Origin of the sequence: Bremerella volcania (genome assembly GCF_007748115.1) — a bacterium.
In the GTDB taxonomy this organism is placed as follows: Bacteria; Planctomycetota; Planctomycetia; order Pirellulales; family Pirellulaceae; genus Bremerella; species Bremerella volcania.
In genome coordinates, this window is sequence record NZ_CP036289.1 from 5,344,941 (window position 1) to 5,359,402 (window position 14,462).

The 14,462-nt window shown below is 54.5% G+C and carries 10 protein-coding genes; 6 read left to right on the forward strand and 4 right to left on the reverse strand.

Annotated features, from left to right (window positions below; translation table 11 throughout):
• Positions 1-12: 12 nt before the first annotated feature.
• The 6 genes from Pan97_RS21280 (at position 13) to Pan97_RS21305 (ending at position 7,285) form a co-directional block, all read left to right on the forward strand.
• Positions 13-909, forward strand: coding sequence for a hypothetical protein (locus Pan97_RS21280; RefSeq protein WP_144976133.1), 897 nt, complete (start codon positions 13-15; stop codon positions 907-909).
• Positions 906-1,952, forward strand: coding sequence for a ThiF family adenylyltransferase (locus tag Pan97_RS21285; RefSeq protein ID WP_144976135.1), 1,047 nt, complete (start codon positions 906-908; stop codon positions 1,950-1,952). The genes Pan97_RS21280 and Pan97_RS21285 overlap by 4 nt, the downstream gene beginning before the upstream one ends.
• A 103-nt stretch (positions 1,953-2,055) precedes the next feature.
• On the forward strand, positions 2,056-2,637 hold the full coding sequence (locus tag Pan97_RS21290) for a hypothetical protein (RefSeq protein ID WP_144976136.1): 582 nt from the start codon (positions 2,056-2,058) through the stop codon (positions 2,635-2,637).
• A 319-nt stretch (positions 2,638-2,956) separates the two neighbouring features.
• Positions 2,957-3,838, forward strand: coding sequence for a hypothetical protein (locus tag Pan97_RS21295; protein ID WP_144976138.1), 882 nt, complete (start codon positions 2,957-2,959; stop codon positions 3,836-3,838).
• 386 nt (positions 3,839-4,224) lie between these two features.
• Positions 4,225-5,943: a hybrid sensor histidine kinase/response regulator gene (locus tag Pan97_RS21300; protein ID WP_144976140.1), complete on the forward strand. Its 1,719-nt coding sequence runs from the start codon at positions 4,225-4,227 to the stop codon at positions 5,941-5,943.
• Positions 5,944-6,088: 145 nt separating this feature from the next.
• Entirely contained in the window at positions 6,089-7,285 is a 1,197-nt protein-coding gene (locus Pan97_RS21305; RefSeq protein ID WP_144976141.1) for a metallophosphoesterase, read from the forward strand.
• Here Pan97_RS21305 and Pan97_RS21310 read toward each other — a convergent pair.
• From Pan97_RS21310 to Pan97_RS21325, 4 genes are all read right to left on the reverse strand, one after another.
• Positions 7,276-9,261 (reverse strand): vWA domain-containing protein, encoded by a 1,986-nt coding sequence (locus tag Pan97_RS21310; RefSeq protein ID WP_144976143.1) that lies wholly within the window; start codon positions 9,259-9,261, stop codon positions 7,276-7,278. The genes Pan97_RS21305 and Pan97_RS21310 overlap by 10 nt on opposite strands.
• The gene (locus Pan97_RS21315) at positions 9,258-10,160 is read right to left on the reverse strand and encodes a DUF58 domain-containing protein (RefSeq protein ID WP_144976145.1); all 903 of its coding nucleotides are present in this window, start codon (positions 10,158-10,160) and stop codon (positions 9,258-9,260) included. The genes Pan97_RS21310 and Pan97_RS21315 overlap by 4 nt, the downstream gene beginning before the upstream one ends.
• A 42-nt stretch (positions 10,161-10,202) precedes the next feature.
• The gene (locus tag Pan97_RS21320; protein WP_144976147.1) at positions 10,203-11,231 is read right to left on the reverse strand and encodes an AAA family ATPase; all 1,029 of its coding nucleotides are present in this window, start codon (positions 11,229-11,231) and stop codon (positions 10,203-10,205) included.
• Positions 11,232-11,356: 125 nt separating this feature from the next.
• Positions 11,357-14,452: a VWA domain-containing protein gene (locus tag Pan97_RS21325; protein WP_144976149.1), complete on the reverse strand. Its 3,096-nt coding sequence runs from the start codon at positions 14,450-14,452 to the stop codon at positions 11,357-11,359.
• Between the last annotated feature and the right edge of the window lie 10 nt (positions 14,453-14,462).

Consider the following 14,462-nt stretch of genomic DNA (forward strand, 5'->3'; position numbering starts at 1 on the left):
GTGAACCGGCTCATGTCGAGCAATTCCATACGGATCATGCTCACGCAAGGGGCAACGTCCAACGTAAGTGCCGAAGTGTTCTGCATTTTACGCTACCCAAAAGGAGTGAGCGGAAGCGTAACGCTCAAAGATGCCTACCTAGAAGGTCCTTTCAGTAGCCGCGGTCGAACGCTCCCCTCCAAGTATCCTCTCAAACTGAAGTCGGTCAAATTTGACCACTCCGAAACCTATCAGGCAACCATTCCGGATCCAGCACTCTGGACCCCGCGAATGCCGAACTATTACAAACTTCGCGGCGTTCCCGAAGTGCAATCGCATATCGGACTTCGGGAAATGCATGTCCGTCGTGAAAGCTTTTATCAGGAAGGACGACGCTGGGTTGTCAGGGCATGTGCCGCTTCGCCCGAGAAAGTACTGGGCGAAATTGACCAATGGATTGATGCAGACCTGGTCCCGATCATCACCCTTGAACACGGACTAGATGACCTGCTTCCAAAGACGATGGAACTCGGACTACCTCTTATCCTGGATTTGTCGAATCAATCGAAAGATCAACGGTGGCGCGGGCTTCGAAAGTGTTCACGTTTTGCCTCAACGAGTTTTGTCCTTATTCCATCCGTCGAGGACGATGAATACGAGTTTATTTGCCGAGATCATTTGATCGTCGGCAGAGCCGTGAAGAGTTCGGCCAAGACTCCGACCAATACACAATTCATCGCCGTTTCGGGGGACAACCTGAACTCAATTTGGAAACCAGATCGTCGACTTCCGGTCGTTGCTGCGCGAGAATGCAATGTAATGAGTCGCTCGCCCGCTGAGCTTCGTGCCCTGTGCGATCAATTCCAAGCCGATCTCGACCACGGCGGCGACTACGCAGGCCTTTGGCTTCTTCCGAAAGCTACTTCATGACCCAGCAGCCACAAGATCCCTTTGCCCGATACGCTCGCCAGATGAGCTATGCCCGCTTCGGTCGCGAAGGGCAGGAAAAGCTTTCTCAATCGACCGCATTGGTCGTTGGACTGGGTGCACTCGGGTCCGTCATTGCCAACACATTGGCTCGTAGTGGGGTGGGAACATTACGGATCGTCGATCGGGACTTCGTCGAATGGAACAATCTTCAGCGACAGGTCATCTATACCGAAGACGATGTCCGTCAACGTCTTCCCAAGGCAATTGCGGCAAAGAACCACCTGGAAGCCGCCAACGCTGACACTCGCATCGAAGCGGAAATCGCCGATGTCGATCATCGCAACATCCGCCAGCTTTGCGACGGGGTGGATGTCATTGTGGATGGAACCGATAACTTCGAGATCCGTTTTCTGCTCAACGATGCCTCACTGGAGCTTGGTATCCCCTGGGTCTATGGCGGATGCATCGGCGCCGAGGGGCAGACCATGACGATCGTTCCCGGGGAAACGCCTTGCCTGCGATGCGTTGTTCCGGAGTCACCTCCCCCAGGCACCACCCCGACCTGCGACACGGCGGGCATTCTTGCTCCGATTATTGGAGTGATCGCTTCGCTTGAAAGCATGGAAGCGATCAAGATTCTTAGCGGCCATACCCAGCAAGTCAGCCGAGCGTTGACCGTGTTCGATCTGTGGGAAAATCGCATTCGACCGGTGAAACTGGATGGCCTGAAAGACAACGCCGACTGCCCAGCGTGTGGCCAGCGAGATTTCGCCTGGCTTGCCGGCCAAAGAGGGAGCCAGTGGGCCGTGCTTTGTGGGCGGGATGCGGTTCAGTTAAGTTTTCCTGAAAACAATGAGATTGATCTCACTGCATTTGCCGAGAAGCTCAAGCCGTTGGGAACAATTGAATCCAATCCCTACTTGCTACGTGCCAATATCGGAGAACACGCATTCACGCTGTTTGGCGATGGACGCTGTATTGTCCACGGGACGAGCGATCCTGTTGAGGCTCGATCTTTGCACGCTCGCTACATCGGAACCTGAGCCACCATTCTGGTTTTGGACTGGGCAAATCATTACAATAAAGGAAGCCTTTAAAAGGCTTTCAACACCGTAGTTTTACCCTCGTGCGACCAAGGACGTTACCGTGACGGAACAACCTCACCACCAGTTCAATGAGTCTGACTTCCAAAACATGTTAGATTCGATGTTCGTCGCTGAAAACGAAGAACTCCTGGAGAAATTGCGGGAACAGATCAAACATGACGAGGAGTTGGAAGAACTCTCTAAAGCCATCGGGATCGAAGACAAAGAACTCGTCCAAAGCCTGATGGATCTGGGCATTACGGCCCATAGCATGGCTGCGTTGACCATGTACCCCATGGTTTGCGTTGCCTATGCGGATGGTGTTCTGAACATCGAAGAACGCGACCTGATCATGAAGATGGCCAGCGAATGGAACATGAAGCCTGGCGACGCTGGCTTCGAGGTTCTCAATCACTGGCTTGTTCAGGGCCCTACCGAAGATGGTTTCGCGGTCTGGAAGAAGTACATTCAGACCGTCATGACCCAAATGACGCCTCAGCAAATTGCAGACCTGAAGCTCAGCATCATGAGCCGCTCTAACGCCGTTGCAACCGCCGTGGGCGATGTTTTGGGTCGATTCGGCAACCGTACTAACAAGGCGGAAGATGCCCGGCTAGCGGAGATCGAGTCGGTCTTCCCGTAAGATCGGGTGGCACGTGAAATTCTTTTTTCCACGAATCGTTTGCAAGAAATCGCTCGACTTTGCAAACTGAAAGACTTGCGGGGGAATACCAAGGATCTATTCCCCTGATTCCTTTTCCACTCATCCCAAGCTCGTGGTTCTCATGGAGCGATTCAGCGCGCGGTGTCAGGCTTTGCTTTTCCTGTTCGTGGTCTGCCTATTGGGCATGACCACCAGCCGATCTGTTGGCGCGGAACTCCCCCTACCATTGACGGAAAATGGATTTGAAAAGTTTGGCTCGAAGTGGATTCTCACCGAGGAGCTGAATCTGAAAAGAGATATGGATGCTTTGGAGGATGTTGTCAAGCGCATCATCCCACTGCGTCGCCAGATCGATCTCGCGGTAGCCGACAATGCATCGAGATGGCAAAAACAACAAGCGACCTCGAAGCTGATCGACCAGATTGCCAACATCATGCGACGTTCGGCAGTCGGAACGGATGAAGAGAAGAAGGTCCAGAAGCAAGTCGATCAACTCAAACAGGCGAGCCGGGAACTCCGCGATGGCGTCGATCCAAAGCGTTTCGGAGCACAACCGCACATGCGAGCGATGCTCGAGTCGTTGACGCTAATGCACCAGCAGGCATCGGTCCTCGCCGTTCGTGTCGAACGAGATTCGGCCCAGATCAATGAGGCCTATCAGAAACTGTCTAACACGACACACAGATGGCTGGAAGAGCACCCAGAACTGTGCATCGGCCCCCTTTTCCGCGCCGAACAGGTCGATCAAGTCGTTCGTAAAGCCCGGGCATCGATCGATTTTGATGAAGTCCCCATGTATCTCCAAGGAGATCAAAAGCGAGTCGGTGTCGTGCTGAGCGACCAGTTCCCGACGGTTCTTACCATCTGTCCGGAAGACAATCGGTTAATTCTGACCTCCAACATGGCCTATACGGTCGGCTTGCGCCATCTGGGCGATACCCAACTGGTGACTCTTCCATGCGGACTTGAAACAAAAGCCCGTACTGCAAAGCTGCCCCAGTTGCGAATGGGGTCGGCCAATCTTCTTGATGTATCAGTTATCGTTCTAGAACCCTCGGATGAGCATCTAGGGGGGTTTATTGGCCTCAAGCTTCTTCAAGCCTGGAATCCGACCTTCGCCCAGTCGGGAATTTCTCTCTCGCTTGATGCGTCTAACCAAGCATCAACGGCATCTCGCTAGGCAAAATCGCTTAGAAACTCTTCTCTGCGTTCCCTCAGCGGGCACCCGTATTTGCTTGGTTTTTGTGAGTTTTTGGACGACGATGCTTCCAATGCTTTGGATAATAGTAACAATAAGAAACTTGGGAAGTTCTATTTAGACTTCCGCGTGAAATTTCGATGAGGCAAACCGAATAATTTCAAGATTGGGTTTTCCTAGTTTCGGAATAAGCATTATGAATAACCTCGCGGGCTGCTGAATTTTGGCAAACTTTGCGTGTTGGCTAATTATTGCTCATTAGAACGCCGAATGCGTAGTAGATGGGCAGATAATTGTACACGGCAAAGTTGAACGTATAATTCAGAGAGCCGATTACCGCGAAAGCATATTTGTGAGGAGTATTGGGGTTGGCGGCGAAACCCAAAATCCTGTGCCTGTGCGATTCGAACAACGATTCCAGTGTTGTTGAGGAACTTCGCCAGGATTTTGAAGTCACGGAAGTGAACAATCCACTTCGCGTGATCGCCAAACTTCGAAATGACCCTTACAGCGGATTGTTCATCACAACCTCACATCAAGAGGTTGCCAGCCGCATCAGCAATCTGCTCGAGAATGAGCACATTCTGGATGGCATGCCCGATGGTGTCGCCATGCTCGACCGGGAAAACACCATTCAATGGGTGAATTCCTGTTTGCAGCGTTGGGCCAATCGAGGTGACTTGGTTGGCCAGAATTTCTACGCGGCACTGAATAGTCCTGAAATTCTGGGCCCCGACTACTGTCCATTTCACACGGCCATGACCACCGGCCAGGCTAGCGGGTCGACGCTTCGCACCGAAGACAATCGTTACTTCCATGTGCACGCGGCCCCGGTACTTGTCCCCAACAGTCCGCCGAATAACCTCATCGTTACCGTCCGAGACGTTACCGATGAAGTCATTCAGCGACAAAAACTCGATGCCATCCACCGGGCTGGGATGGAATTGGCTGATCTGACGACCGAAGAAATCTTCAACATGGAGGTTTCCGAACGGATCGAGCTGCTCAAAAGCAACATCCTGCACTACACCAAGGATTTGCTGAGCTTTGACGTCATCGAGATTCGCCTTCTAGACCAACGCACCGGAGAACTCGTTCCTCTCCTATCGGTCGGGATCGACAAAGAAGCGGCCGAGCGGGAACTGTACGCTCAAAGTACCAACAACGGTGTGACCGGCTTCGTTGCCTCGACCGGCAAGAGCTACCTTTGCGAAGACACCAGCAAAGATCCGCTTTACCTGGAAGGCTTCAAAGGCGCGAAAAGCTCTTTGACGGTGCCGCTTTTGCTACACGATCAAGTGATTGGATCGTTCAACGTCGAAAGCCCCGAGCCGCGGGCCTTCACCAACAGCGACCTGCAGTTTCTCGAGATCTTCTGTCGCGACTTAGCGGTTGCGTTGAATACGCTCGAACTTCTGGTTGCTCAACAAGCCAATACAGCTCAAGCCAGCGTTGAAGCAATTCACAGCGCGGTCGCTTTGCCCATTGACGAAATCCTGAATGATGCCGTGAACGTAATGCAGCGTTACATCGGCCACGATGAAGAAGTCGTCGAAAAACTGAAGAATATCATTCAGAACAGCCGCGATATTAAACGCGTCATTCAGCGTGTGGGCGAAAAGATGACGCCTGCCAAGGCTGTTCCCGCCTCCGCAAAGCAAGAACAGCGCCCACTGCTCAAATCGGCTCGTGTACTGGTAGCCGATGCTGACGAATCCGTTCGTAGTGCGGCTCATGCCTTGCTGGATCGTTACGGCTGTGACGTGGAAACTGCCCACGACGGGGCCGAAGCGCTTTGCATGGTCCGCGCAGGCCTGCATTCCACGGGATACGATGTCATCATCAGCGATGTTCACCTGCCAGACATGTCCGGCCATCAATTGATGGTCAAACTGGGCGGCATCATCTCCCCCGTACCCATGATTCTGATGACTGGCTTTGGTTACGATCCGGGGCACTCGATCGTTAAGGCCCGCCAGGCAGGTCTCCTCCCCAATGCGGTTCTCTACAAGCCATTCCGACTTGATCAACTGGTCGAAACGGTCGAACGAGTCATGACCGCGTTCGCCAGCACCCCGTCGCCGTAGTCCTATCGAAGAGATCTGATCTTTCGCGTTGGCAGGCGTAACGTAGACTTCAGTTGGCCAACCGATATGCGCTCTAGCGTTTCCCTTGATACCCACCTATTCTGTAGGCGACTTTGGGTTAACTCCTCATAGATTGCGGCGAAAAATGTATGCGTTAATAGCGGTGTTGATGTTGATTGCAGGCATCGGGCACCTGGCGATTTGGACTCGTCTACACTGCATGATCCACAGCCTGCCGTACAAGCAGTGGCTGATCGACCTGGGTGAATATACCTGCTATCTCATGTCGGTCCTGATTCCGTCGGTCTTCCTGATATGGTGGATGCAACAGCCTCTCAATCCCCAGGTTTCCCCTAACGAAACGGTTCAATACTCGACGATCTACTACGTCTGGTTCATCTATGTTACCGTCAGCGTCGTCGCATTCATCGCGGCGAGTCTGCTATGGCTGCTTTACCAGCGCGATGCACAAATCGCCTCGGCTTACTTCAGCGAGCGACTTCTAGCCTCGTTTGATTTCTCTGACCTGGCCCCGCAGCTACTTACCTCGACAAGCACGCAAGTCGCTAGCCTACTTCCCGGTAACGAGATCTTGCGATTGGAAGTCGATCGAAAAGAAGTCTTTCTCCCCAGACTTCCCCAAGAGCTCGACGGCTTTACCATCACGCATCTATCCGACCTGCATCTCAAAGGACATATGGCGGAAGACTTTTACCGCAAGGTAGTCGATCAGGCCAACGACCTGCAGAGCGAGATGATTGTTATCGCAGGGGACATCTTCGATCGCACCAAGTGCTTCGCATGGAGCCGAACGCTCGCCCAGTTGTCTGCCGAGTGTGGGGTCTACTTCATCCTGGGCAATCACGAAGTACGTACTCACGACGTGGCCGGTTGCCGGAAGACGCTCGTTGACGAAGGTTTCATTGACCTGGGTGGACGGCACATGTCGTTGATGATTCGAAACTACCTGGTCGTGCTAGCAGGGAATGAACTTCCCTGGCATATCCCTGCCGCGGACATGAACTCGATCGACGAGTCGCAGTTCGACCAACGTCCGTTGAAGATCCTCTTGTCTCATACGCCAGACCAGATTGGCTGGGCGCGATCTTTCGACTTCGATCTGATGCTGGCCGGGCACAATCACGGTGGACAGATTCGATTACCCGGCATTGGTCCGGTGGTCAGTCCAAGCTGGTATGGAACTCGCTACGCAGGCGGCGTCTTCTTTTTTGATCCCACCTTGCTGCACGTTAGCCGCGGCATTAGCGGTACGAGCCCCCTTCGCTGGAATTGTCCGCCGGAAATCACCCAACTCGTCTTGAGGCAAGGCGATCAAACGTAAACGCGGCGATTGTAGATATACCATTCCAGCAGCAGGATCAGCAGCGCGATTGCCACGAGCCACTTCCAGTACTCGCGCCGCATTGGCAACCAGGCCGATTCCCCTTCGATGGTTTCCCACTGCGTTTCGATTTCCGGCTTAGGTTGAATCTCACTCTCTTGCGCGTCAAAGATGTTCACCGAGAAGTACCGGGACACATCCTTCGCATCTCCTTCGCGAACTTCATACGTCCCGAGTTGGTCGGTCTCGCCAAAGCTAAATAAATTATCGGCGGTCGGCGCAATCGTTCGCGTACGGCCCGACGGCGGCTTGATATGAACCTCCTTGGCGAAACCACTCGATCGGAAAGCGTAATTTTCGCCGGGTCGAATACTGAATTCCCCCTGCCCTTGCCGCACGCCCCCCAAATACTCGACTAAATTCTTTACGAACACAGGAAAACTTAGCCGCTTGGTCCATTCCGTATTGAAGAACGTCTTGTCGTCTTCCGACGTCAGGAACGAAAACCCTAGCACCACGTCTTCAAAGCTCTTTCGCGGCGCGATCGTCATCAGCGCCCCTTGATCTGATTCAATGAGGACGGTGCTGCCTGGTGGTGCCTCGAGTGGAGAGGCCTTGTAGATCGAGACGTTCCCCAAATTGACGAAGCTCATCACCGGATGGCTTTGGGCCACATCAATGACTTGCGGCAAGACCTGAGCCTGCTGGAAAGCCCAACCTTCGACGGGCGGCTTCCTCCCAAAGAAGACCGTATTCGATTCCGGCATCGTCTCTGGGGCACAGTCATCGTAGATGATGACATCGTACCGTCCGCTGGCAGCTTCCTTCGGATAGTCTTCCCCGGTCAAATAATCAGGCGTCACGAGCGTCACGTCCGCAATACGCCGAATTTGATCGGTGCCTAACGAGAACCGCAAGTAGTTGTTCCCTTCGGTAACCACCAGCACCTGGGCACGTTCCGGTGGATTGATCGCCGCATAGGCAACATTGTCCGCGGGGAACACGTCTTCATGTTCGATTTCAAGACGTAGCTTTCCGACGTCGAGACTTCCCAGGTCAAACTGAGCCCCGCCGGTGCCATCTTCGTTGTCCAAGCGAATCCGCGCAACATCCAGCAGCTCGTTATTAAAGTAAAGGTTCGCCGTCACTTCAGTTGGTTCAGGACCGAAGCGAACAATCCGGCAAAACACCTGAAGCTCGCCCTCCTTTTCAGGATTCCGCTGGGTACTGAAGGCCAGGATGCCAACGTTCGAAGAGACTTCGTCCCCAAGCGGGATGTAAATTGGTTGCAGATTGCCAAACGAAAAGTCGGTAATCGTTTGGAATCGCCCGTCACTCAGGATGTATGCCGTCGCTGGTTTCGCGTCGGCAACCTGCACATCCCCTTCTTCAAATGCCGATTGACCGGGATTTGCCAGGCCGGAAGCGACTCTTAAGGCTTCCATGATATTCGTCGTATGCTCACTTGGCTGGATTGCAGCGACCTTGGCCGACAGCACCCGTTGGTTGTCGGTAAACTGCTGAGCGACGCTGGCTCGGTCGGAAAAAGTCACGACCATCCCCACGTCACCGCTATCCATCTGATCGATCATTTCCTGGACGCGACGTTTGGCTTCTTCTAGTCGCGTGCGGCCGGACTCTGCATCCTTCGATCCCATGCTTGCCGAGTTATCGATCAGAAAGACAAACCGATCCCCCAAGAGCTTCTGCTCCCCCTCCATTCCTGGACGCAGAACGGCCAAGATAAGCAGCAATACGAATAAGAGCTGCAAAAAGAGGAGCAGGCTCTGCCGCATCTTCTGCCACAGGCTATTCACGTGGAGATCTTCGATCGTGCGACTCCACAGGAAGGTGCTGGGGACCTCCAGCGGTTGCCGCCGCAGTTTCAGAAAGTAGAGCGCGATGATCGCCGGGGGCACGATCGCCAGAAGCGTCCAGCCCAGTGGCCCCAGTGTGTTGATGAAGAAACCGGTCATCGCAAGAGCCCCCGTTGCCGCATGTAATTGGAAACGAGGTGGCTCACCGAGACGTCCGTGTTGGCCAACATATAGGCCATCCCGCGCTTAGCACAGAAGGTCCGTGCCCCATCGACAAACGCATCGAGCGTTCGCTTGTAGCGATCCAATAGGGGACGACTTACGGTAATCTCGGCGATGTCGCCATCTTCGCAGTCGACCAGTTTCAAATCCCCTTTGATTTGCTCGGCGGGATTCAATTCCACAGGTGCGAGGGTTTGGATGACGTACACATCCATTTGCTGGGTGGAAAGAAACCGCAGAGCTGGCTCATAGCCGCTCTTGTCCATCAGATCGGTAACAAGAACCAGGATTCCCTTGCCGCTGTTCCGCAAACAGAAGTTCTTCGCACCTTCCAGAAGGGGCACGTTTTCACCCGGCTCGATGCCGTTCAAATAGTCAAGCATCCGCCAAACGCTATGGCGACCACGCAAGACTGGTCCCGGCCTTCGCATGGGAGTTCCAAGCGTTTCGATGCGGACACGATCGGTTCGACACAAACCAACAAATCCGAGCGCTGCGGCCAACTGTTTTGCGTACGTCAGTTTGCTTGGCGTACCGAAGTCCATCGACGTGCTGGCATCGATAAGCGTGTAAAAATGGAGATCTTCCTCTTCCAGGAACATCTTCAAAAACAGCCGGTCCAGTCGTGCGTACATGTTCCAGTCGATGAAACGCAAGTCGTCTCCAGCAACATAAGGCCGGAAATCGGCGAACTCGACGCTCGTACCTTTACGTTTACTACGACGCTCTCCCTTCATCCGCCCCCGGAATACTTTGCGACTGACCAGTTCCATGCGTTCCAACTGGGCCAGCAGTTCCGGAGAAAGGAGGTCGGATTCAATTTTCGTCTTCGCCATCGAGCAGGGGTGCCTAACAGAGATTCATTTCAATCCAACAGCCTACCTGGCGACGGACGCTAAGACTGCGTCATCCGCTTTCTCAGGCACCTTCTCTAACAGTTCGAGCAAGACATGGTCCGTGTCGAGCCCTTCGGCCTGGGCCTCGAAATTGAGAATCACGCGATGACGCATGGCCGGCAGGTAAACGCGGCGAACGTCTTCGTAGCTCACGTTATATCGGCCATCCAGCAAGGCACGCACCTTGGCGGTCAAAGCCAACGTCTGGGCACCACGTGGACTCGAGCCCCAACGTAAGTACTGGTTGGTGATCGGCAGCGCCAGCGGTCCTTCCGGATGGGTCGCCAACGTCAAACGAACGATGTAATCCTGAACGTGCTTGGCCAGAATCACCTCGCGGATGACTTGTTGCCACTTCATGATTTCGGCCCCTTCCATCACCTTCTCTGCTTCCACCCTGGTCCCCTTGGTGGTGCGATCGATGATAGTGCCCAGGTCATCAGCCGAGGAATAGCCCACAACCAACTTGAACATGAAACGGTCCAACTGAGCTTCCGGCAGTGGATAGGTACCTTCCTGTTCAATCGGGTTCTGGGTGGCCAGCACGAAAAAAGGTTTATCCAGGACATAGCGATGACCACCCACGGTCACGCATCCTTCCTGCATTGTTTCGAGCATGGCCGACTGGGTCTTCGGCGTAGCCCGGTTGATTTCGTCCGCCAGACAGATCTGGGTGAAGATCGGGCCTTTCTGGAACTCGAAAATACGTCGACCGTCAGGCGTTTCCATCACCATGTTCGTGCCCAGAATATCTGCCGGCATCAGGTCAGGCGTGTATTGGATACGGCTGAAGTTCAGATCCAACGCTTGCGAAAGCGTGCGAATAAGCAGCGTCTTACCCAGCCCAGGAACGCCTTCCAGTAAGCAGTGCCCACCAACAAACAAACACGTCAAAACGCCATGGACGATATCTTCGTGCCCGACGATCACCTTCTGGATTTGCTCTTTGACGGCCAGGTAGCGACTGCGAAATTCGTCAGCTTGCTGCTGCATCGATTCAGCGACACTCATGCGGTTTCCTTGCTGCGGCTTGGTTCTCAGGGGTGTAGTTCGGGTTGTGGTCTCTTGAAGTTGGCAGCCTGGGCAGCCATTTCCATCGTAACTGAAATTGTTTCTTCCGGGGCGAATCAGACAATCTACGATGAATCATTATCATCCAGATTTCCGCCAGGGCGTTTGCGTGCCTGTTTCTTCGCTTTCAGCAAACGCGAAGTGTACGAGTCGTCATCGGGGGACGAATCTTCCATCTTCTTTGCCTTCTTGGGGGGCCCGCTCGTGGCAGGCGTTTTGGCAGAGAGTTCCTCGTCGACCGCGGACGTTCCGCTGGGCTGATCCAGCCCCACTTCAAACCGCGCCGATGTCTTACGCTCGTCATAGTCGGCGGTCGCTCGTTCCTTGATCATCCGCAGGCGTTCCATGCGATCTTCTTCGTCTTCTTTCTCCGGAGCTCCAAAGATTCGAGCATGGGCCCATTGGTAGCTGTGCTTGATCCACTCCGTCCCCAGGGTAACACGGCGAACAAAGACGTCCTCGAAGAAGACGAGTCCGCACAGGACGAGGAGGATCGGCCAGATGTGCTGACTACTGATTGCTTTGGGAAGATTGTGCCGGAAGGTATCGACATCCAGAAGTTCTTCCACGCGACCAATGGCGAAGTCACCATCGATTACCTGACCCACTTCGCCCCCTTCTGGCTTCAATGCGGCAAGGCTATCGACCAGGGCTGAATTCAAACGCTGCTGACGAAACTCAGCCGAATAGGGGACATTCGCCCCGGTACGAATCGGTGCTTCGCCTGGGCCAGGCAAGATCGACAGAAAATAGCTGCCAGACTTGTCGGCAGGAAACTCTCCGACGTAACGCCCCGATGCGACCTGCTCTAACTGGAAGTCCTTCGACTCCATTTCCGGGTCGACGGCCGTACCAGAAAGCTTCAGGAAGTTGAGGTACTCGTCTTTCTCGTCGGTGGCAGTAACCACCACACGCACCTTACCATCCTTTACCTCACTGGCAACGGTAAAGTTTCCTTGATTGTCGGTCGGCCGCATGGCATAGCGAACGAACTGAGTGAAGAACTTGTCGTAGCCTTCCCAAGAGGTCCAACTATTCGCCCAGCGTTTGCCGGCGTCAGTCGTTAGCACGCCAGTCCTGCCGACCCCGTAGGTCCACGTGGCCATGACGGTGGCATTTTCGGGATGCTCGGCCGGAACCGGCGCGACCATTCCAACATCGACCAGGGCGTTGTCTTTGACGGTCGTCATCACATAACCGTCGAAGGATGGAAAGCCGTCGATCCCTTCCAATACTTCATGCGGATAAGTAATGGGAACCATTCCGGGATGGTCTTTGATCAATGGTTGGGCAATTCGCCGGGCCTCGCGTTGATAGATCCTCGGCAGAGCCTTCGGATCGGTCACGGCGTAATACTTGCCGCCGGTTTGGGCCGCCAATTGACGCAGTGGCGTACTACCGGCCGGGCCATGCGTTCCGATGGCGACCGTGGTGATCTTGATGTTGGCGTTGACGTATCCCATCACGGTGGCAGGATTGGGTGGCGAAGGGTCACCATCGCTGATCACGATCATGTGCTTGATCGCGACGTTCGCCCCTTTCGCTTGGATGGCATTGAAGCCTGCCAGCGACATTTTCATCGCCGGGTCGAACTGCGGCATGTCGCCAGGAGTCATTCGGTTAAGCCGGGCCAACATCTGGTTGCGGTTGGGTCCGACCGGGATCAGCCCGTCAGGGGCGCCCCACATCCATTGATCGTTGCCGCTCCAATGAATCAGGCCGCAATAGTCTTGCGGCCCTAACGCCTTGAGGGCTTCGCGGGCAACGACTTTCTGCCAGTAATTACCCTGGGCGAGTTCGGATGCGTGCATCATCATCACCAAGGCCCCCACCGGCACGACCTTGGCATCTTTGATGTTGAAGTCGACCGGCATCGATTTCTCGATCTCGGTATTCGACCAACCCCCAGCACCGAAAGCTCTGGGGCCGCCGATCATCAACAGTCCGCAACCCATCTGCTGCGTATTGCGCACGAGCATCTCGATCTGCTGATCACTAAAGCTCGAAACATCGCCTGCCCCGGCTCCGCTGGCCCGGGGAACGTCCCCCAGGATGACGCAGTCAAAACGCTGCAGTTCGGCAAGCGAAGTGAAAAGCCCATTGCTGGGCATCACCTCGACTTCGATGTTGTTCGCCCTGAGCCGAGAGATCAAGAAGTCGAACTCACCAGGGTTCTCCCAATCTTCGATCAGCAGCACCGATCCTTCGCCGCGGACATGCGCGAAGGCCGAAGCCAGGTTGTTCTGCGGCATCGAGTCATCCAGTCGATCATCAGGAACAAAGCGGGCTTCGTACGTGTAGAAGTCGCTTTGGTCGATCGTATGCTCGAAGGTCAGCACCTTCTTGCCAGGTTCGAGTTCCATCGGCTGCTCAATGAGCACATCTTCCCGCTTCCCGTGTTTTCGGACGACAACAATTTTGCCGCTCACTTTGCCGTCGTCGTCGTCAGATGCCTCGGTCATGTTGTTCAACACAACATTGACTTGCACCGGTTGACCTTTGCGGATATCGCTGGGCAAGGATATCTTTTCGACCGCGACTTCGGCCCGACTAGAAAGCTCAACCGGGACCACGTCGATGCCAATGCCACTTTCGGCAAGTTGACGGGCAATGTTGGTGGCGTCGCCGTACGTTTCGTTCCCGTCGGTGACAATCACCACGCGTTTGGCAGTATCTTCCGAGAATGATGCCTGGGCGAGTTTCAACGCGCCCTCCAGGTTCGTCGCATCGGTACGAACCTGCATCATCGCTTCCAGGCGTCCTTGCTGGATCGGCAAGTTATCGTCGTAGGGAGGAACTTCGATCGCGGCTTCGCGCCCGAATACCACAACGCCAGCTCGATCTCCGCGTGCGGCTTGGCGGTGCTCCGCCACATCCTTCACCACATACTGCACCATGGCAGCACGCTTCTCGCGAGGGATGCTTTCCGATTGATCGAGCACGTAGATGACCGTTACGCGATCGCTCGAATGCCGCAACTGCATCTCGGCCAGGCAAAAGACCAGCAGCAAGTACACCAACGAACGCAGCCCCAACGCGAAGAATCTCCGCACGCGACCAAGCCCGGAGATGCTGCGAAAGCTAAAAAACCACAAGAGCGGCAACCCCGCCAGCAGCAGCAAAAACCACGGCTTGTTGAACGCAACATCGACGCCAAACATGTGGTTAGGT